The organism is Bordetella sp. 2513F2 (assembly GCF_054642735.1).
This window is the reverse complement of sequence record NZ_CM137755.1, coordinates 2071069-2091314: the sequence shown is the minus strand read 5'-3', so window position 1 is coordinate 2091314 and position 20246 is coordinate 2071069. Positions and strand designations below refer to the sequence as shown.

Annotated in this window: 8 protein-coding genes; 7 read left to right on the top strand and 1 reads right to left on the bottom strand. The window is 72.1% G+C overall.

Translation table 11 applies throughout. The annotated features are described in order from the left end of the window. Window positions 1–11 precede the first annotated feature (11 nt). From ACYBYQ_RS09850 to treY, 7 genes are read left to right on the top strand one after another with little or no spacing between them, the layout of a single operon-like run. Window positions 12–3194, top strand: a complete 3183-nt coding sequence (locus ACYBYQ_RS09850) for an alpha-1,4-glucan--maltose-1-phosphate maltosyltransferase (protein WP_459618562.1) — start codon at window positions 12–14, stop codon at window positions 3192–3194. Then, the gene (treS, locus tag ACYBYQ_RS09845) at window positions 3191–6517 is read left to right on the top strand and encodes a maltose alpha-D-glucosyltransferase (RefSeq protein WP_459618561.1); all 3327 of its coding nucleotides are present in this window, start codon (window positions 3191–3193) and stop codon (window positions 6515–6517) included. The genes ACYBYQ_RS09850 and treS overlap by 4 nt, the downstream gene beginning before the upstream one ends. Window positions 6518–6540: 23 nt before the next feature. Continuing rightward, window positions 6541–8739 (top strand): 1,4-alpha-glucan branching protein GlgB, encoded by a 2199-nt coding sequence (gene glgB, locus ACYBYQ_RS09840; RefSeq protein WP_459618746.1) that lies wholly within the window; start codon window positions 6541–6543, stop codon window positions 8737–8739. A gap of 4 nt (window positions 8740–8743) precedes the next feature. Further along, complete coding sequence (gene glgX, locus ACYBYQ_RS09835) at window positions 8744–10843, top strand: glycogen debranching protein GlgX (protein WP_459618560.1); 2100 nt, start codon at window positions 8744–8746, stop codon at window positions 10841–10843. After that, window positions 10840–12624, top strand: coding sequence for a malto-oligosyltrehalose trehalohydrolase (gene treZ / locus ACYBYQ_RS09830; RefSeq protein ID WP_459618559.1), 1785 nt, complete (start codon window positions 10840–10842; stop codon window positions 12622–12624). Before glgX ends, treZ begins: the two co-directional genes overlap by 4 nt. Continuing rightward, window positions 12617–14626 (top strand): 4-alpha-glucanotransferase, encoded by a 2010-nt coding sequence (gene malQ, locus ACYBYQ_RS09825; RefSeq protein WP_459618558.1) that lies wholly within the window; start codon window positions 12617–12619, stop codon window positions 14624–14626. Before treZ ends, malQ begins: the two co-directional genes overlap by 8 nt. After that, entirely contained in the window at window positions 14623–17283 is a 2661-nt protein-coding gene (gene treY, locus ACYBYQ_RS09820) for a malto-oligosyltrehalose synthase (RefSeq protein WP_459618557.1), read from the top strand. The genes malQ and treY overlap by 4 nt, the downstream gene beginning before the upstream one ends. On the opposite strand, the gene ACYBYQ_RS09815 is transcribed toward treY, so the two are convergent. Beyond that, entirely contained in the window at window positions 17275–20244 is a 2970-nt protein-coding gene (locus tag ACYBYQ_RS09815; protein WP_459618556.1) for a response regulator, read from the bottom strand. The two genes, treY and ACYBYQ_RS09815, sit on opposite strands and share 9 nt — an antisense overlap. Window positions 20245–20246 lie beyond the last annotated feature (2 nt).

Genomic DNA, 20246 nt, shown 5'->3' with positions numbered 1-20246 from the left:
CGGGGGCCGCGGTGAGCCGCCCCGACCATGGCGACGCCCGCAAGGGCGCCACGTCCCTGCAGATCTGCCACGCCCGCCCCTCGGACCTGGGGGCCGGCGCGTGGCGCGAACTGTGCCGGCGCGCCGGGGCAGCCGGCTTCGGCACGTTGATGACCCCGCCATTGTGGCGCCTGTCGGCCGGCGCGCCCGTCGACGCGCCCGCCGATGCGGACATGTGCGACCCGGCTTATGCGGCCGCGGGGCGCCCCGTGACCGACGCGCTGCGCGACATGGCGGACGAGGCCGCGCGCCATGGACTGCTGCTCGGCATGGACCTGCAGCTCGAGCGCATTGCCGCCGATGCGGTGGAAGGCACCCGCATTCCCGGCGCCTATCGCGACGAGCCCGATCCGCCGGCCCGCGACCCGCGGCGTGCCGTGGCCGACTGGTACACGCTGCGCTTGCGCGGCGACTCCCTGCCGCCCGCGTTCTTCCAGGCGTGGCAGGAACGCCTGGGGAACTGGCTGCGCAGCGGCCTGCGGGTGGTGCGCTGCATGGCGCCCCAGGCGCTGGCCTCCGCGGACTGGCAGCGGCTGCTGGAGCCACTGCGCGCCGAATTCCCCGACGCATGCTTCCTGGCCGACACGCCGGGACTCGGCCCCGCGCAGCTGCAGGCGCTGCAGCCCGCCGGGTTCGACGCCGTTTTTTCATCGGTGCCCTGGTGGGACTTCCGCGCCGAATGGCTGGCCGAAGAGTACGGGCGCCTGCGCGCCGTGGCCCCTGCCGTGCTCGCCATGCCCGACACCCCCGTCCGCCCCGGGCCGCAAGGCCGCTACGGCCGCGCGGTCTGGACCGCCGCGTTGTGCGGCGATGGCCTGCTGGCCGCCCCGCGCGACGAGACGCAATGGGAGCTGGCGGGGGCAGCCGTGCGCTGGCAGGCTGCCAATCCCTGCTTCGGCGCGCCGCAGGTCATCGCCGGCGATGCCGGCTTCTGCACCGTGCTTGCGCGCGCCGCGGCCGCCGCTTCCGAGGCCGGGTCGACCTTCCATGTGCTGCTGGTGAACCCGGCGGACACGGCTGTCGCGCGCACCGACTGGGCCGCCACGCATGCGCTCATGCCGCCCGACCCCGGCAAGGGCGCGGTGCAGTTGCGCCATCCCCTGCCCCCGGCGGGCTTTCGCCTGTTTTCATCCGGCCCGCCCGGATCGCGCGCCTGGGTTTCGGCCCCGGCGCCACGGGCCGACGTGCGGCAATCCTCGCGCATCGCCGTCGAGCGCGTGACGCCCGTGCTCGAGTGCGGCCGGCTGGCGCCCAAGGCCGCCGTGGGCGAGCACGTCACCGTGCGCGCCGACATCTTCATGGACGGCCACGACTTGCTGGCCGCGCAGCTGCAATGGCGCGCTGCCGACGCGTCGGCCTGGGAAAGCGTGCCCATGCGCTTCCTGGGCAACGACCGCTGGGAAGCCGGTTTCGTGCCGGCTCGCGTGGGCCCCCACCTGTTCCGACTGCAGGCCTGGCTGGACGACTGGGAAAGCTACCGCGAGGCGCTGCGCAAGAAGCATGCTGCCGGGCAGCCGGTGGAGCTGGACGTGCAGGAGGGGCTGCAACGGCTCCGGGCCGCCCTGGCCGCCAGGCGCGAAGACGATGAGCCGGCGCGGCACAGGGTCGAGGCGCTGTTGCGGCGCTTCGAAGACACGTCCCCCCCGGCCGGCGAGGCCGTGCGAGAACTGCTGGACGACCGGCTCGCCGAGGCCGTGGCGCTGCTGGCCGACCGGCCGCATCTCTACACCACGCCGGACCCCTACCCGTTGTGGGTCGACCGCCGCGCCGCCGCCTTCGCCAGCTGGTACGAGCTGTTCCCGCGTTCGCAGTCGCCTGAGCCCGGACGCCATGGCACCTTCCGCGACGTCGAGGCCCGGCTGGCGGACGTGCGGGCGATGGGCTTCGACGTGCTTTACTTTCCGCCCATCCACCCGATAGGCCGCACGCACCGCAAGGGCCCCAACAACAGCCTGCACGCGGGGCCCGACGACCCGGGCAGCCCGTATGCCATCGGCAGCCCGGAAGGCGGCCACGACGCGATCCATCCCGAGCTGGGCACGCTGGAAGACTTCCTGCGCCTGGTGCGGGAGGCCGCTGCGCAGGGGCTGGAGATCGCGCTGGACTTCGCCATCCAGTGCTCTCCCGACCACCCCTGGCTGCGCGAGCGGCCGGAATGGTTCACGCGCCGCGCCGACGGCAGCATCCGCTACGCCGAGAACCCGCCCAAGAAGTACGAGGACATCGTCAACGTGAGCTTCTACGCGGCCAATGCGCGGCGCCACCGCAACCTGCCCCTGTGGCGCGCATTGCGCGACATCGTGCTGTTCTGGATCGAACAGGGCGTGCGCATCTTCCGGGTGGACAACCCCCACACCAAGCCGCTGCCTTTCTGGCAGTGGCTGATCGCCGACGTGCGCGCCCGCCACCCCGACGCGATCTTCCTGTCGGAGGCCTTCACCCGCCCCGCGATGATGTACAGGCTGGCCAAGATCGGCTTCACGCAGTCCTACACCTACTTCACCTGGCGCAACGAGAAACACGAGATCGCCGCCTACCTGGAGGAGCTGTCGGGCGAACCCGTGGCGAGCTTCTTCCGGCCGAATTTCTTCGTCAATACGCCCGACATCAACCCCTACTACCTGCAGACCGGCGGACGCGCCGCCTTCCTGGCGCGCGCCGCCCTGGCCGCGCTGGGCTCGGGATTGTGGGGCATGTACAGCGGGTTCGAGCTGTGCGAGGGCGCGCCGGTGCCGGGCAAGGAGGAATACCTGGATTCGGAGAAATACCAGCTGCGCACGCGCGACTGGAACGCCCCGGGCCACATCAAGGACCACATCGCGCGCCTGAACGCCATGCGGCGGGCCCAGCCTGCGCTGTGGTCGGTGCGGGGCTACCGCAGCGTGCACAACGCCAATCCCCACGTGCTGAGCTTCCTCAAGAGCGCGCCGGGAGGCGGCAGCAGCGTGCTGGTGGCCATCAACCTGGACCCGCACCACGCGCAGCATGCCGTGCTGGAGCTGCCGGGCGACGTGCCTGCCGCCACGCTGGACCTGGTCGACGGCGGCCGCCACGACTGGCCGGGCCACCGGCTGCCCGTCCACCTGTCGCTGGACCAGCCCTACCGGGTATGGCGCCTGCAGCAGCCGGACAGACCGCAGGAGACGAACGCATGACTGCAGCCACCCGCACCGCGGCCGACTCCGCCCAGGACCTCTGGTACAAGGACGCGGTCATCTACCAGCTCCACATCAAGTCGTTCTATGACGCCGACGGCAACGGCGTGGGCGATTTCCAGGGCCTCATCGAGAAGCTGGACTACATCGCCGAACTCGGCGTGACGGTGGTGTGGCTGCTGCCGTTCTATCCCTCGCCGCGCCGCGACGACGGCTACGACATCGCCGAATACCGCGGCGTGCATCCCGACTACGGCAACCTGTCGGACGCGCGCCGCTTCATCCGCGCGGCCCACGCCCGCGGCCTCAAGGTGATCACCGAACTGGTGGTGAACCACACGTCCGATCAGCATCCCTGGTTCCAGCGCGCCCGCAACGCGCGCCCCGGCTCGGCGGCGCGGCGCTACTACGTGTGGTCGGACGACGACAAGGCCTACGCCGGCACGCGCATCATCTTCTGCGACACCGAGAAATCCAACTGGACCTGGGATCCCGTGGCGCAGGCCTATTACTGGCACCGGTTCTACGCGCACCAGCCCGACCTGAACTACGACAACCCGCAGGTGCTCAGGGAGGTCCTGGGCGCGATGCGCTACTGGCTGGACATGGGCGTGGACGGCCTGCGCCTGGATGCCGTGCCCTACCTGGTGGAGCGCGAAGGCACCAACAACGAGAACCTGCCCGAGACGCACGACGTGCTCAAGCGCATCCGCGCCGTCATCGACTCGGAATACCCCGGGCGCATGCTGCTGGCCGAGGCCAACCAGTGGCCGGAGGACGCCAAGGAGTACTTCGGCGACGGCGACGAATGCCACATGGCCTTCCACTTCCCGCTGATGCCGCGCATGTACATGGCCATCGCCCAGGAAGACCGCTTTCCCATCACCGACATCATCCGCCAGACGCCGGACATCCCGTCCAACTGCCAGTGGGCCATCTTCCTGCGCAACCACGACGAACTCACGCTGGAGATGGTGACCAGCGAAGAGCGCGACTATCTCTGGAACATCTATGCCGCCGACCCGCGCGCCCGCATCAACCTCGGCATACGCCGCCGCCTGGCCCCGCTGCTGGAGCGCGACAGGCGGCGGGTCGAGCTCATGAACAGCCTGCTGCTGTCCATGCCCGGCACGCCGGTGCTCTACTACGGCGACGAGATCGGCATGGGAGACAACCTCTACCTGGGCGACCGCGACGGCGTGCGCACGCCCATGCAGTGGTCTTCCGACCGCAACGGCGGCTTCTCGCGCGCCGACCCGGAGCGGCTGACCCTGCCGCTGCTGATGGGGCCGCTGTACGGCTACGAGAGCGTCAACGTCGAGGCGCAGCAGCGCGATCCGCACTCGCTGCTCAACTGGACGCGCCGCATGCTGGCCACGCGGCGCCAGACGCAGGCATTCGGGCGCGGCACGCTGCGCTTCCTCTATCCCGGCAACCGCAAGATCCTGGCCTACCTGCGCGAATGGGAGGGCTGCGCCATCCTCTGCGTGGCCAACCTGTCCAGCGCGGCGCAGCCGCTGGAGCTGCGCCTGCAGGAATTCGTGGGCCGCACGCCGCTGGAGATGCTGGGCGGCACGCCCTTCCCGGTGATCACCGAGGGGCCCTACCCGCTGTCCCTGCCGCCCTACGGCTTCTACTGGATGGACCTGCGCGAGGACGTCTCGCCGCCTGCCTGGCAGACCCTGCCGCCCGAGCATGCCCCGGCGGAGTTTCCTACCCTGGTGTTGCGCGGCAAGGGCCTGGGCTTCACCGATCCCTCGCGGCGCACCCTGGAGCAGGAAGTGCTGCCGGCCTATCTGGCGCGCCAGCGCTGGGCCGGGCAGCAGGCTGCCGGCGCGGCCCGGCTGGCCCGGGTCCAGTCCCTGGGAGCCGAAGCCGGGGACATGTGGCTGGCCGAGGTCGAGCTCGAAGGCGCGCCGCGCCGCTATACCCTGCCGCTGGCCGTGGCGTGGCTGGAGGCGCCGCGCCATCCGCTGGCCAAGGTGCGGCGCGTGGCACAGATGGGCACGCTGTGCGACGCCATGTACGAACCGGCGTTCGTGCGGCGCCTGGTGGCGCTGCTGCGCGCCGGCGCCGAACTGCCCGCCGAGGGCGCCGACGGCGCGACGCTCGAATTCCTGCCCGAGCCGGGCCTGGCGGAGCTGGAACTGGACGATGAGCCTGAGCTCTCATGGGTCACCGCGGAGCAGTCCAACAGCTCGGTGGTCGTAGGCGGACAAGGCGTCCTCAAGCTGCTGCGCACCGTGCCGCCGGCGGGCAGCCCCGAGGCAGCCATGTGCCGCCACCTCACCCGCTGCGGCTACGCCAACACCCCCGCCCTGCTGGGCGAAGTGCGGCGCGTCGAACCCGGGCAGCCGCCGCGCACGGTGGCGCTGATGCATCGCTACCTGATCAACGAAGGCGACGCCTGGCGCTGGAGCCTGGACTTCCTCAAGCGCGCGCTGGACAACGCCACGCTGGCAGGCACGGCGCCGGAGGAGTTCGAGCAGACCCTCGCGGGCTATGCGGCCATGGCGGGCACCATCGGCAAGCGCCTGGGCGAGCTGCATGCAGTGCTGGCACGCCCGGATGCGCCGGAAGCGTTCCAGCCCGTGACGGCCACCGAAGACGACGCCATGCAGGCCGCCGACGAAGCGCTGGAAGAGTACGACCGCGCGCTGGAAGCGCTGCGGGACCACGTGGCGGATCTGGAGACCCCATCGCGCGCCTGCGTGCAGTGGCTGCACGAGCACCGTGACCGGGTCGCCGCCACGCTGCAGAAGCTGGCGCGCGGACTGGCCGGCCTGCCGCTGATGCGCGTGCACGGCGACTTCCACCTGGGACAGGTGCTCGTGGCGCATGCCGACGCCTACCTCATCGACTTCGAAGGCGAGCCGGCTTCCGGGTCGGACGTGCTGCAGCCCCGCGCCTGCGCCTACCAGGACGTGGCGGGCATGCTGCGCTCGTTCGATTACCTTGCCGCCACGCTGGCGCGCGCCGACCCGCTGGGCGGCGCGCCCACGGATTTCGCGGCGGGCGCATCGGATCCCGAGGGCCGCGCCGGCAACACCAGCCACGAACATCGCGAAGCGCTGCTGCAGACTTTCCGGCGCGTGGCGGCCCAGGCCTTCCTGGCGGGCTACCGCGACGCCGCCGGACTGCCGGAAACGGACCCGCAGCGCGAGCGCGACCTGCTGCGCCTGGCGGAGCTGCGCAAGGCTGCCTACGAGGTCCGCTACGAAGCCGGCCACCGCCCCACCTGGATTTCCATTCCCTTGTGCGCCCTGGCCGAAATCGCCCGCTGCGCCGTGCTCGAAGCCGCGATCGAGGAGGACGGCCAATGAAGAACATGAACGCCGGATCCGAAGTGCTTGCCGAATCCGATGCCCGCATCGGCGACCTGTCCGCCGCCGAGCGCGAGGCTTTGCGCGCCGGCACGCACGCCGACCCCTTCGGGGTGCTGGGGGTGCACCGGGTGGATGGCGAAACCGTGCTGCGGGTCTATGCTCCCGACGCCCTGTCGGTATCGGCCTTGCTGCCCGACGGCAGCGAACTGGCGCTCGAGCCGTGCGGGGACGGCCTGTACATCGCGCAGGCCCCGGGGCTTGCGCCCGGCGACCCGCAGGCGTACCTGCTGCGGGTACGGCGCGACGGAAGCGAGACACTGTCGGCGGATCCCTATGCCTTCGGACCGCTGCTGGACGATGCCAGCCTGTGGAGCCTGGCCGAGGGGTCCCCGGCCCGGCTGGCCGATGACCTGGGCGCGCATCCCATGGAGCGCTGCGGCGTCGCCGGGGTGCGCTTCAGCGTCTGGGCGCCCAATGCGCGGCGCGTGGCCGTGGTGGGCGACTTCAACGACTGGGATGCGCGCCGGCATGGCATGCGGCTGCGCCACCAGGCCGGCGTGTGGGAGATCTTCATGCCGGAGGTGCCGCCCGGCGCGCGCTACAAGTACGCCATCACGGCCGCCGACGGCGGGCTGGTCTTCAAGGCCGATCCGCTGGCCCGGGCCACCGAGCTGCCGCCGGCCACCGCGTCCGTGGTGCCCGACGCCACGCCTTTTGCGTGGCACGACGCGGCATGGATGCAGGAGCGCGCCGCCCGCCAGGCGCCCGATGCGCCGCTCTCCATCTACGAAGTGCACATCGGCTCCTGGCTGGACGAGCCGGGCGGCGAAAGCCTGTGGAACCGGCTGGCGGCCAAGCTCCCGGGCTACGCGCGGTCCATGGGCTTCACCCACGTGGAGCTGCTGCCCGTGATGGAGCATCCTTTCGGCGGCTCCTGGGGATACCAGCCGCTGGGGCTCTACGCGCCGTCGGCGCGCTACGGCAGCCCGGCCGACTTCGCCCGCTTCGTCGACCGCTGCCACGCCGCGGGCCTGGGCGTGATCCTGGACTGGGTGCCGGGCCACTTCCCCGACGATCCCCATGGCCTGGCGCGCTTCGACGGCACCGCGCTGTACGAGCATGCCGATCCGCGCGAGGGCTTCCATCCCGACTGGCACACCCTGGTCTACAACTACGGCCGCAACGAAGTGCGCGCCTTCCTCATCGCCAGCGCGCTGCACTGGCTGCGCCACTACCACGTGGACGGCCTGCGCGTGGACGCGGTGGCGTCCATGCTGTATCGCGACTACAGCCGGGCCCACGGCGAATGGGTGCCCAACCAGTACGGCGGCCGCGAGAACCTCGAGGCGGTGGCCTTCCTGCGCGAACTCAACCAGACCGTGGCCCGCGAATGCCCGGGCGCGGTCACCATCGCGGAAGAGTCCACTGCCTGGCCCGGCGTGACCGCGCCGGTGGCGGACGGCGGCCTGGGCTTCCACTACAAATGGAACATGGGCTGGATGCACGACACGCTGCAGTACATGGAGCGCGACCCCATCCATCGCAGGCATCACCACCACGACCTGACCTTCGGCATGGTCTACGCCTATTCCGAGCGCTTCATCCTGCCGCTCTCGCACGACGAGGTGGTGCACGGCAAGGGTTCGCTGCTGGGCAAGATGCCGGGCGACACCGCCACGCGCCTGGCCAACCTGCGCGCCTACTACGGCTACATGTGGGCGCATCCCGGCAAGAAACTGCTGTTCATGGGCGGCGAACTGGCCCAGCCCCATGAGTGGCACCACGACGGCCACCTGGACTGGAACCTGCTGGACGACCGCGGACATCGCGGCGTGCAGCGCGTGGTGGCCGATCTCAACCGGCTGTACGCCGAGCTGCCCGAACTGCACCGCCGCGACGCGGATCCGGCCGGCTTTGCCTGGCTGGTGGGCGACGACAGCAGCAACAGCGTGCTGGCCTTCGTCCGCACCGACGGCGCGGGCCAGGTGCTGGCCGTGTGCAATTTCACGCCCGTGGCCCGGCACGGCTACCGCGTCGGCGTGCCGCGCCCGGGCACCTGGGTCGAGCGCTTCAACAGCGATGCGGATTGCTACGACGGCTCGGGCCAGGGCAACGGCGGCGCAGCGCACACCGAAGCGGTCCCCGCCCATGGCCAGGCGCAATCGCTGGTCCTGACCCTGCCCCCTCTGTCCACCCTGCTGCTGCGGCACGGAGCCTGAATCCATGGCCCGCTCCCCCCGACTGACGGCCGGCCGGCCTTACCCCCTGGGCGCCACCAGCGACGGCCTGGGCGTGAACTTCGCGGTGTTCTCGGCGCATGCCACGCGCATGCAGCTCTGCCTGTTCGACGCCAATGGCCGCAAGGAACTCGCACGGCTCGACTTTCCCGAATGCACCGACGAGGTCTGGCACGGCTACCTGCCGGGCGGCCGGCCCGGACAGGTGTATGGGCTGCGCGCCCATGGCCCCTACGACCCCGTCAACGGCCATCGCTTCAATCCGCACAAGCTCCTGCTCGACCCCTATGCGCGCCAGCTGCGCGGCCAGCTGAGGTGGAACGACGCGCTCTTCGGCTACCGCATGGGCCACGCCAGGACCGATCTCTCGATGGACCGGCGCGACAGCGCCGCGGGCATGCCCAAGGCCGTGGTGACCGACGAGGGTTTCAACTGGGGATCCGCCCAGGCGCCGTCCACGCCCTGGGACCGCACGTTCATCTACGAGGTGCACGTGCGCGGCGCCTCCATGCAGCGCGACGACCTCGATCCGCCGGCGCGCGGCACGGTCGAGGCATTGTCGGATCCCTGGTTCGTGGAGCACCTGCAGCGCCTGGGCGTGACCGCGGTGGAGCTGCTGCCCGTGCATGCCTTCCTGCAGGACCGCTTCCTGCTCGAGCGCGGGCTGCGCAACTACTGGGGCTACAGCACGCTGGCCTATTTCGCGCCCGAGCCGGCCTACGCGCCGGGCGGCGGCGACGACCTGCGCCGGGCCGTCCGGCTGCTGCATGCCGCCGGCATCGAGGTGATCCTGGACGTGGTCTACAACCACACCTGCGAAGGCAACGAGCTCGGCCCCACCCTGTCGTGGCGCGGGCTGGACAACGCCAGCTACTACCGCCTGATGCCGGGCGAGGAACGCTACTACATCAACGACACTGGCTGCGGCAACACCGTGAACCTCTCGCATCCGCGCGTGCTGCAGATGGTGATGGACTCGCTGCGGCACTGGGCGCAGTGGTATCAGGTGGACGGCTTCCGCTTCGACCTGGGAACCACGCTGGGGCGCGAGGGCACGGGATTCGATCCCGGCTCGGGCTTCTTCGACGCCATCCTGCAGGATCCCGTGCTCTCGCGGCTCAAGCTGATTTCCGAACCCTGGGACATCGGCCCCGACGGCTACCAGCTCGGCTGCCACCCGCCGGGCTTCGCCGAGTGGAACGACCGCTTCCGCGACGGCGTGCGGCGCTACTGGCGGGGCGACGAGGCCATGCGCGGCGAGCTGGCCTCGCGCCTGACCGCGTCGGCCGACCTGTTCGACCGCCGCCACCGCCGGCCCTGGGCCAGCATCAACTTCCTGGCCTCGCACGACGGCTTCACCCTGGCCGACCTGGTGTCGTACGAGTCCCGGCACAACGAGGCCAATGGCGAAGACGGCAACGACGGACATTCCGAGAACTTCAGCCGCAACTGGGGCATCGAAGGCCCCACCGACGATCCCGCGATACGGGCCCGGCGCGCGGCCATCCAGCGCGCCATGCTGGCCTGCCTGCTGGTGGCGGACGGCACGCCCATGCTGCTGGCCGGCGATGAATTCGGCAACAGCCAGGACGGCAACAACAACGCCTATTGCCAGGACAATCCCACGTCGTGGCTAGACTGGAACCAGGCGCGCAGCCCCGAAGGCCGCGCGCTCATCGAATTCACCGCCCGGCTGTCGGCGCTGCGCCGCGCCCATCCCAGCCTGCGCGCGCCCCGCTACGGCCTGACCGCACCGGTGGCAGGCCGCATTCCGCCGGCATCGTGGTTCGATGCCGACGGCCAGCCCATGGCCCAGCACGAATGGAGCGTGCCGCACACCCGCGCCCTGGTCCTGCGCCGCGCCGCGGGCGACGCCAGGCGCGGCGAAGCCTCGCTGCTGCTGCTCAACGGCAGCGAGGCCGAGGTCGCGTTCATCCTGCCCGGGCCCGCGCTGCCCTGGCGGCTGGAAATCGACACGCGCGAGCCCCGCACCGAACCGCGCGACTGGACCGAGGCACAGTACGTGCTGACCCCGCATACCCTGGCCCTCTTGCTGGCCGACGTCGCCTCCGGAGACTCCCCATGACTTCTGCCGCTCATGGCCAACGCGTCGGCGCCTGGGCGCTGCCCGATGGCCGCACGCGCTTTCGCATCTGGGCGCCCTCGGCCCCGCCCGGCTTCGCCCTCGAAGTGCAGGGACACGAGCCCATCCCGCTGCAGCCGCGGGACGACGGCTACGCCGAAGCCACCGTGCCCTGCCCGCCCGGCACGCGCTACCACTACCGGCTGGACGAGAACCTGACCGTGCCCGACCCCGCCTCGCGCCTGCAGGACGGCGACGTGCACGACGACAGCATCGTGGTGGCCTCCGGCGGCTATCCCTGGCGCAACCCCGACTGGCTCGGGCGGCCGTGGGAGGAATCGGTGATCTACGAGGCCCATCCGGGCCTGGCCGGCGGCTTTGCGGGGCTGGCGCAGCGCCTGCCCGCGCTCGCCGAGCTCGGCGTCACCACCCTGGAGCTCATGCCCATCGCCGACTTCCCGGGCCCGCGCAACTGGGGCTACGACGGCGTGCTGCCCTATGCGCCCGACCGCGCCTACGGCACGCCGGACGAGCTCAAGCATCTCATCGACACGGCGCACGGCCTGCGCATGAACGTGATGCTGGACGTGGTCTACAACCATTTCGGCCCTGACGGCAACTACCTGCCCCGCTATGCGGCGCCGTTCTTCCGCTCCGACGTGTGCACGCCCTGGGGCGCGGCCATCGACTTCCGCCAGCCGGCGGTGCGGCGCTACTTCCAGGACAACGCCCTGTACTGGCTCACCGAGTACCGCTTCGACGGCCTGCGGCTGGACGCGGTGCACGCCATCGAGGACCACGGCTGGCTGCGCGAGCTGGCGCACAACATCCGCAAGAGCATTCCGCCGCCGCGCCACATCCACCTGGTGCTGGAGAACGACAACAATGATGCCGGGCTGCTGCAGGCGGGCTACGACGCCCAGTGGAACGACGACGTGCACCACGTCTACCACCACCTGCTCACCGGCGAACGGCAGGGCTATTACCGCGACTACGTCGACGCGCCCGCCGCCAGCCTGGCGCGGGCCCTCTCCGGCGGCTTCATCTACCAGGGCGAACACTCCGCGCACCGCGACCGGCCGCGCGGGCAGGACAGCACCGGCCTGCCGCCCACGGCCTTCGTGAACTTCCTGCAGAACCACGACCAGACCGGCAACCGCGGCCGCGGCGAGCGCCTGCTGGGCCTGGACAGCGTCGACCCCCAGGCGCTGCGCGCCGCGGTGGCGGCGCTGCTGCTCGCGCCCCAGGTCCCGCTGCTTTTCATGGGCGAGGAACTGGGCGCCCGCGCGCCCTTCCTGTACTTCACCAGCCATCCGGATCCCGAGCTGGCCCGTGCCGTGCGCGAAGGACGCCGCTCGGAGTTCCCGGAAATCACCGAGTCGCCCGGCGAACCGCCCATCCCGGATCCGAACGATCCGGCCACCTACGCCGCCAGCGACCCCTGGAGCGCGCCGCCGGATGCGCAATGGTGGCCCTACTACCAGGAACTGCTGCAGGTCCGGGAGCACCTCGTGGTGCCGCGCCTGCGCGGCGCCCAGTCGGCCGGCGCCGCCGCGCTGGGCCGCTGCGCGCTGCGCGCCTGCTGGCGCATGGGCGATGGCGCGCGGCTGTCGCTGCATCTCAACCTCGACCCCCAGGCGGCCCAGCCCGTGCCTGCCGAGCAGCGGCCGGCCGCGCATGCCACCCTGGTCTTCGAAAGCGTGCCGGGCGCGGCCCTGCGCCTGGCGCAGGGCGAGCTGCCTGCGGCCACCGCCATCTGCACCATCGAGGACGGCGATGGCTGAAGCCGCGGCATCCGATCCGCTGGAGCGGCTGGCCGGGCTCGCCGGCATCCAGGTGCACTGGACCGACGCCGCCGGGCGTGCACAGCGCGTGGCCGCGGACACGCTGCGTGCCGTACTGGAGGCCCTGGATCTCCCCGCCGGCACGCCGGCACAGCTGAACGACAGCCTCGCGCGGCTGCAGGCCGAACAGGCCCGGGCCCGTGCCGAAGGCCTGTGCGTGACGGACCCGGGCGCGGCCGTCGCCCTGCCGGCCGACGCGCCGCTTGCCTACGAGATCCGCTGCGAGGACGGCAGCGTGCAGGCCGGCTCGCTGCAGCGCGAGGGCGGACACTGGGTCGCGCGCGCGCCGCAGGCGCCCGGCTACCACGTGCTGGAAGCGGCGGGCCGCGAGCTGCCGCTTGCCGTGTGTCCCGCCGCCTGCCCCGGCGTGGAGGAACTGATCCCAGGCAGCGCCGCGCGCGCCTGGGGCGTGGCGGCCCAGGTGGGCAGCCTGCGCCACGCCCCGGACGAGCCGCTGCGCGGCGGCTACGGCGACTTCGCGGCGCTGCAGGCATTGGCCGAAACCCTCGCGGGGCTGGGCGCGGACGCGCTGGCCATGAGCCCGGTGCATGCCATGTTCAGCGCCGACCTGCAGCGCTACAGCCCCTACTCGCCGTCGAGCCGGCTGTTCCTCAATGTGCTGTATGCGGCGCCCCAGCACGTGCTGGGGCTGGACGCCGTGCGCGCGGCGCTGCACGCACAGGGCGCCGACGTGACGGCGCTGGAAGCCGCGCCGCTGGTCGACTGGCCGTGTGTGGCGGCGCTGCGCCTGGACCTGCTGCGCAGGCTGCACGCGGACTGGCCGAATGCGCCCGGCGCGCTGCAGCAGCGCTACACGGCGTTCGTGGCCGAAGGCGGCGTGGCGCTGCAGGCGCACGCCGGGTTCGAGGCCCGTGCCGCCGGCAAGCCCGGCGACCCCCGCGAGATCGACTTCCACTGCTATGCCCAGTGGCTGGCGGCCGAAAGCCTGGACCACGTGCAGCAGGCCGCGCGGCGCGCCGGCATGGGCATAGGCCTGGTGGCCGACCTCGCGGTGGGCTCCGATCCGGAGGGCAGCCAGGTGCAGGCCGATCCCGCGGCCTATCTCTCCGGCATGACGCTGGGCGCCCCGCCGGACCTCTACAACGCGGCCGGCCAATCCTGGGGCATCACCGCCTTCGCCCCGCACCGCCTGCGCGCCACCGGCTACCGCGGCTTCCTCCAGACCTTGCGGGCCGCCCTGCGCCATGCCGGCGGCGTGCGCATCGACCACATCCTCGGGCTGTCGCGGCTGTGGGCCATCCCGCGCGGCGCCGCCGCCACCGAAGGCGCCTACCTGCGCTGCCCGCTCGATGACCTGCTGCGCCTGACCGCGCTCGAGGCGCGGCGCCATCACGCGATCATCGTGGGCGAGAACCTGGGCACCGTGCCGCCCGGACTGAACCAGGAACTGGCCCGGCGCGGCGTGCTGGGCACCGAAGTGCTCTGGTTCCAGCGCGACGCCGACGCCACGGGCGCGCCCTTCCTGCCGCCTTCCGCCTGGTCGCCGCAGGCGCTGGCCATGCCCAGCACGCACGACCTGCCCACGCTGCGCGGCTGGTGGAGGGGCCGCGACCTGACCTGGGGCTTGCGGCTGGGCACGCTTGCCGACACCGAGGCGCCCGCCGCGCAACGTGCCCGCGATGCCGACCGCACGGCGCTGTGGCAGGCGCTGGTCCGGGCCGGGCTGGCCGAACCCGGGCCGGCCCCTGCCGAATCGCCCACTGCCGCCCTGCTCGGCTATGTGGCGAGCACTCCCGCTCCCCTCATGCTGGCGCCGCTGGAGGACATCTACGACATGGAAGAACAGCCCAACATCCCCGGCACCCTGGACATTCATCCCAACTGGCGCCGCCGCCTGCCCGCCGCGGCGCGGGCCCTGCCGCAGCACGATGCAGCCGCCTCCGCGGTCGACGCGATACGGCGCGCGAGGAGGCGCCCATGACGCTGCCGCGCGCCACCGTCCGCCTGCAGCTGCACGCGGGCTTCACGCTCGCCGACGCGCTCGAGCAGGTCGACTACTACGCCGAGCTGGGCGTGAGCCACTACTACCTCTCGCCCGTCACCTGCGCGCGGCCCGGCTCCACCCACGGCTACGACGTCGTCGATCATGCCCGCGTGAACCCCGAGCTGGGCGGCGAACCGGCGCTGCACACGCTCGCCGAGGCGCTGCATGCGCGCGGCATGGGCCTGATCGTGGACATCGTCCCCAACCACATGGCCGTGCACTGGGACAACGCGTGGTGGCGCGACGTGCTCACCCACGGCCCGCGCAGCGCGCATGCCCGATGGTTCGACATAGACTGGCAGGATCCCGACCCCTGGCTGCGCGGCCGGGTGCTGGCGCCCACGCTGGGCCGCCCCTATGACGAGGCGCTTGCCGGCGGCGACATCCGCCTGGCCTACGATGACGAACAGCAGGCCTTCCATATCGAAGCCGGCGGCCGCTATCCCCTGGCGCCCGGCACGCTGCGCGCGGTGTCTGGCGAGCCGCAGGCCACGCTGCGCGCGCACGATCCGGCCACCCCGGAAGGCCTGGCCTGCCTGGAAGCGCTGCTGGCGCTGCAGCACTACCGGCTGGCATGGTGGCCCAGCGCCGCGGAACAGATCAACTGGCGCCGCTTCTTCGAGATCGGCGAGCTGGTGGGCGTGCGCGTGGACCTGCCCGACGTCTTCGAGGCGGTCCACGCCCTGGTGCTGCGCCTGTATGCAGAGGGCGTGATCGACGGCGTGCGCGTCGACCACGTCGACGGCCTGGCCGAGCCCGGCCCCTACTGCCGCCGGCTGCGCGCGGCCCTGCGCCGCGCCGCGGCCGGCGCCGGCAGGAAGGCCGCCGAGCCGTACATCGTGGTGGAAAAGATCCTGCACGAAGACGAGACCCTGCCGGCCAGCTGGCAGGTCGACGGCAGCACCGGCTACGACTTCATGGATGACGCATCCGCGGTGCTGCACGCCGCCGAAGGCGAAGCCGCGCTCGTCCGCGCCTGGCAGCGCCTCGGCGGCGATGCGCGCCCCGTGGCCGAGCAGCTCGAGGCCGCCCGCCACCTGATGCTGACGCGCCACTTCATGGCCGAGACGCGTGCGCTGGTGCGCGTGCTGGGCCGGCTGGCGCGGCTGGAGCCCGGTTCGCGCGATCGCGGGCCGGTGGCGGTGGAGCGCGCACTGCTGCCGTGGCTGATGGCGTTCCCGGTGTATCGCACCTACGGCGAAGACCGGCAGGCCGACCTGGCGGTGTGCCGCGAAGCGGCGCAGCGCGCCCGCCGCATCGCGCTGCAATGCCCGGACTCCGCCGACGACGGCGGCAGGCTGCTCGGGCAACTGCTGCAATGGCTCACCGAAGACCCCGGCCTGGGCGCGTCGCCCGAGGCCGTGCGCCTGCGGCGCCAGGCCCAGCGCCGGCTGCGCCACCTCACGCCGCCGCTGGCGGCCAAGGCACTGGAAGACACGCTGTTCTACCGCTACGGCGTGCTGCTGTCGCGCAACGAAGTCGGGGCCTCGCCCGAGGTCTTCGCGCTGTCGGCCCCGCGCTTCCACGAACGCGTGGCGCGCCGCGCGCAGCACCATCCCGGCGCCATGCTGGCCACCGCCACCCACGACCACAAGCGCGGCGAAGACGTGCGTGCGCGCCTGGCCGTGCTGAGCGAGCAGCCCGACGCCTGGGTGCGGGAGGCCGACGCCATCATCGCCGCACTGGGACAGGCGGGACATGCGCCCGATGTGCATCCCGGCGACCTCTACCTGATGCTCCAGACCGTGGTCGGCGCATGGCCGCCGGATCTCGAACCCGGGAACACGGCCGGTGTGCAGGCCTATCGCGAGCGGGTGGCCGAGTGGCAGGTCAAGGCGCTGCGCGAAGCCAAGCTGCGCAGCAGCTGGTTCGCGCCCGACGAGGCGTACGAGCAGGCCTGCCTGCAGGCGCTGCAGCGCCTGTGCGACACGCCGGAACTCCGCGCAGCCGTGGCGCGCTGGGCGCAGCGCCTGTGCCTGCCGGGCATGGTCAACGGGCTGGCGCAGGTCGTGCTGCGCCTGAGCGCCCCCGGCGTGCCGGACCTGTACCAGGGAACCGAGCGCTGGGATTTCAGCCTGGTGGACCCGGACAACCGGCGTGCGGTGGATTACGCGCTGCGCCGCCGGGCGCTGGCCGAGACGCCGGAATTCCCCGCGCTGCAGCCGGATCTCCCGCAGGCGTGGTACGACGGCACCGTGAAACAGGCCCTGCTGCGCACCCTGCTGACGCTGCGCGCGCAGCGGCCGGGGCTGATGCAGCACGGCAGCTACCACCCCCTGCCGGCGTACGGCGCGCGTGCGGCCCATGTGCTGGCCTATGCGCGGCGCCACGCGGACGGGCTGGTGGCGGTGGTGGTGCCGCGCGCCTGCAGCATGCAGGTGGCGCCGCGCTTGCACGGCGACCCGGCCGCCGACGCCGCAGCGTGGTGGCAGGATACGCACGTGATCCTGGCCGGGCCGGACGACGCGCCGCCGGCGCACGGCGCCTTGCGGGACATCCTCACCGGCCAGGCATGGCAGCCGGACGCCGCCGGCGCCCTGCCGCTGGCCGGCCTGCTGCAGCGCTGGCCCGTGGCGGTGCTGGCCTCAGGTTGAGCGCGCGGCCCCGTCGTCGGACTCCAGCATGGCCCGCACCCGCGCGGCCACCACGTCGGGCGAGAACGGCTTGACGATCAGGTCCATGCCGGGCGCCTGGAAGCCTTCGCCCTGCACGGCCTCGACCGCATAGCCCGTCATGAAGAGCACGCGCATGGCGGGGTGCACCGCCCGCAGCGCCTCGGCCAGCTGCCTGCCGTTCATGCCCGGCAGGCCCATGTCGGTGAGCAGCAGGTCCAGGCGCGGCAGCTTGGCCGCCAGCGCATAGGCCGCTTCGCCGTCGCCCGCGATGAGCACCGACAGCCCGAGTTCGTCCAGGCTCTGGTGCACCATGCTGCGCACGTTGGGGTCGTCTTCCACCAGCAGGATGGTGGCGTCCACCGCAGCACGCGCAGCAGGCGATTCCGGCGCGCCCTGCGCGCCTTCGGCCGGCGCCTCCTTGCCCACGTAGCGCGGCAGGTAGATGCGCACCGCCGTGCCGGCGCCCACGCCGCTCTCGATGGCGGCGAAGCCGCCGGCCTGCTTGGCGAAACCGTAGATCATCGACAGGCCCAGCCCGGTGCCCTCGCCCAGCGGCTTGGTGGTGAAGAAAGGCTCGAAGGCCTGCGCCAGCACGTCCGGCGGCATGCCGCAGCCGTTGTCCGACACGCAGATCTCCACGTAGTCGCCCGGAGAGAGGTCCGGATAGGCCTGCAGGAACGTGGCGTCCAGGCTGCGATTGATGCTCTCGATCACCACCCGCCCGCCGTCCGACAATGCATCGCGCGCGTTGATCACCAGGTTCAGCAGCGCATTCTCGAACTGGTTGACGTCGCAGTGCACCAGCCAGGCGTCTTCGGGTATGCGCAACGCCAGCGCGACGCGCTCGCCCACGTAGCGCTGCAGCAGCTCCTCCATCGAATGCACCACCTGGCGCAGCTGCAGCGGCTTGGGGTGGATGGGCTGGCGCCGCGAGAAGGCCAGCAGCCGCTGCGTCAGCCGCGCGGCGCGGTTCGACGCGTCCACCGCGGTCTGCAGGAAATGCAGCGCCTCTTCGGTGCGCCCTCCCTGCAGGCGGCGCCTGAGCAGGTACAGCGCGCCCGTCAGGGCCTGCAGCATGTTGTTGAAGTCGTGCGCAATGCCCCCCGTCAGGCGGCCCACGGCCTCCATCTTGTGGGCCTGGCGCAGCGCATCCTCGCTGTGCCGCAGCGCCTCGGCCTGGGCCTTGAATTCCGTGTCGTCGCGGCCCGCGAGGTAAAGACTGCCCTGCGCCCACGACAGCTTCCACGTGATCCAGCGATAGCTGCCGCTGCGGTGCCGCAGCCGGCTTTCCAGGTGGCGCACCGCCGGCGTCGCGCCCGCGCCGGCCGAGAACGCCTGCAAGGTGCCTTCGTAGTCGTCGGGATGCACCAGCGACGACAAAGACATGGCCAGGAACTGCTCGGCGGTCCAGCCCAGGATGGCATGCACGGCCGGATTCACGCTCGCGAACCGGCCCTGCGCGTCCACCACCGCCAGCAGCTCCGGCGAGAGGCGCCAGATGCGGTCGCGCTCGGCAATGGCATGCTCCACGCGCTGCTCCAGCACGCGCGCATACTGGCAGCGCTCGACCGCGTCGCACATGCGCTCGCCGACCTCCTCGAGGAAGGCGATGTCGGCGCCGCGCAGGCGGCTCTGCGGCGAGGGGCGCGCGTACAGCACGCCGTCCCGGCGGCCCCACTGGCGCAGCGACGACAGGATGGCCGAGGGCCGGGCCGCCCCCTCGCCGTCGGCGAGAAACGGCGCCAGGTTGACGGTGCCCGCCTGCGCCGCGGCGGTGAAGAAGGCGTCATCCGGCAGGCCGTCGTGCCAGGCCCCTTCGGGCCAGCTGGCGCAGACTTCGATCTGGCGGGATTTGCCGTCCACCTGCAGCACGGCGCAGGCTTCCAGCCCCAGGTAGCGGCCCAGCGATTCGCAGGTGGCGTCCTCGACCTCGCGCTGCCTGCCGCAGCGACGCAGGCGGTCGGAGAGCGCCAGCAGGAACGCCTTGCGCTGCTGCCCCTCCCAGACCTCCGCTTCCGCCATCTTGCGCGGCGTGACGTCCAGCAGCAGGCCCACCACCTGGTCCGCGCCTTCCTTGCTGGCATGCACCTCGTACCAGGCCGCCGCGTCGCCGCGCTGCGTCTGGATCTCGAACTGCGCGGCTTCGCCGGTTTCCGCCACCCGCGCGAATGCCTCCACCCAGGCCTGGGCCTGATGGGGCGCCATGGCCGCCAGCGTGTCCAGCAGCCCGTCGCCCGGCGCTGCGGCGCTCTGGCGCTGGAAAGCCCGGTTCGCCTCCAGCAGGCGGAAATCGAGGATGCGGCCGTTCTCGCCGCGCACGGCGCCCGCAAGGAAGAAGCCCTCATGCATGCGATCGAACAGGCCGTGCCAGCGGTCGCTGCTGCGCCGCAGCGCCTGTTCGGCCATGTGCCGCTCGATGGCCAGCGCAGCGGTGCGGGTCATCATGGCAATGGCATCGAGGTCGCGCGAGGTGGGCATGCGCGGCTGCGGATAGTATTTGCAGAACACGCCCAGGAGCCGGCCGTCCGCCCCGACGATGGGCACCGACCAGCATGCGCGCAGGCCATGCGCCAGCGCCGCCTGGCGCCATGGGATCCAGGCCGGATGCGTGGCGATGTCTGCGGCGTAGACGGCCTGCCTGTTGCCGGCGGCGTCCGGCCAATCCGAGGCCCGCCCCATGGGTACGCAGGCCATGACGGCGGCATAGGCCGGCGGCAGGCTGGGCGCGGCAGCCAGGCGCAGCGCAGCGCCGCTCTCGTCGACCAGCAGGATGGCCGCGCGCAGGCCATGGCCCGAATGCGCCTCGATGGTGTGCAGCGCCTCGTGCAGCACCTCGGCCAGCGGTTCGCCGGCGGCGATGCGCTGCAGGATGACGCGCTCGTCTTCCAGGCGCGCGTAGTCGTCGTTCCAGGGGGTGCAGGCGCCGTCGTCGTCGGTCATCG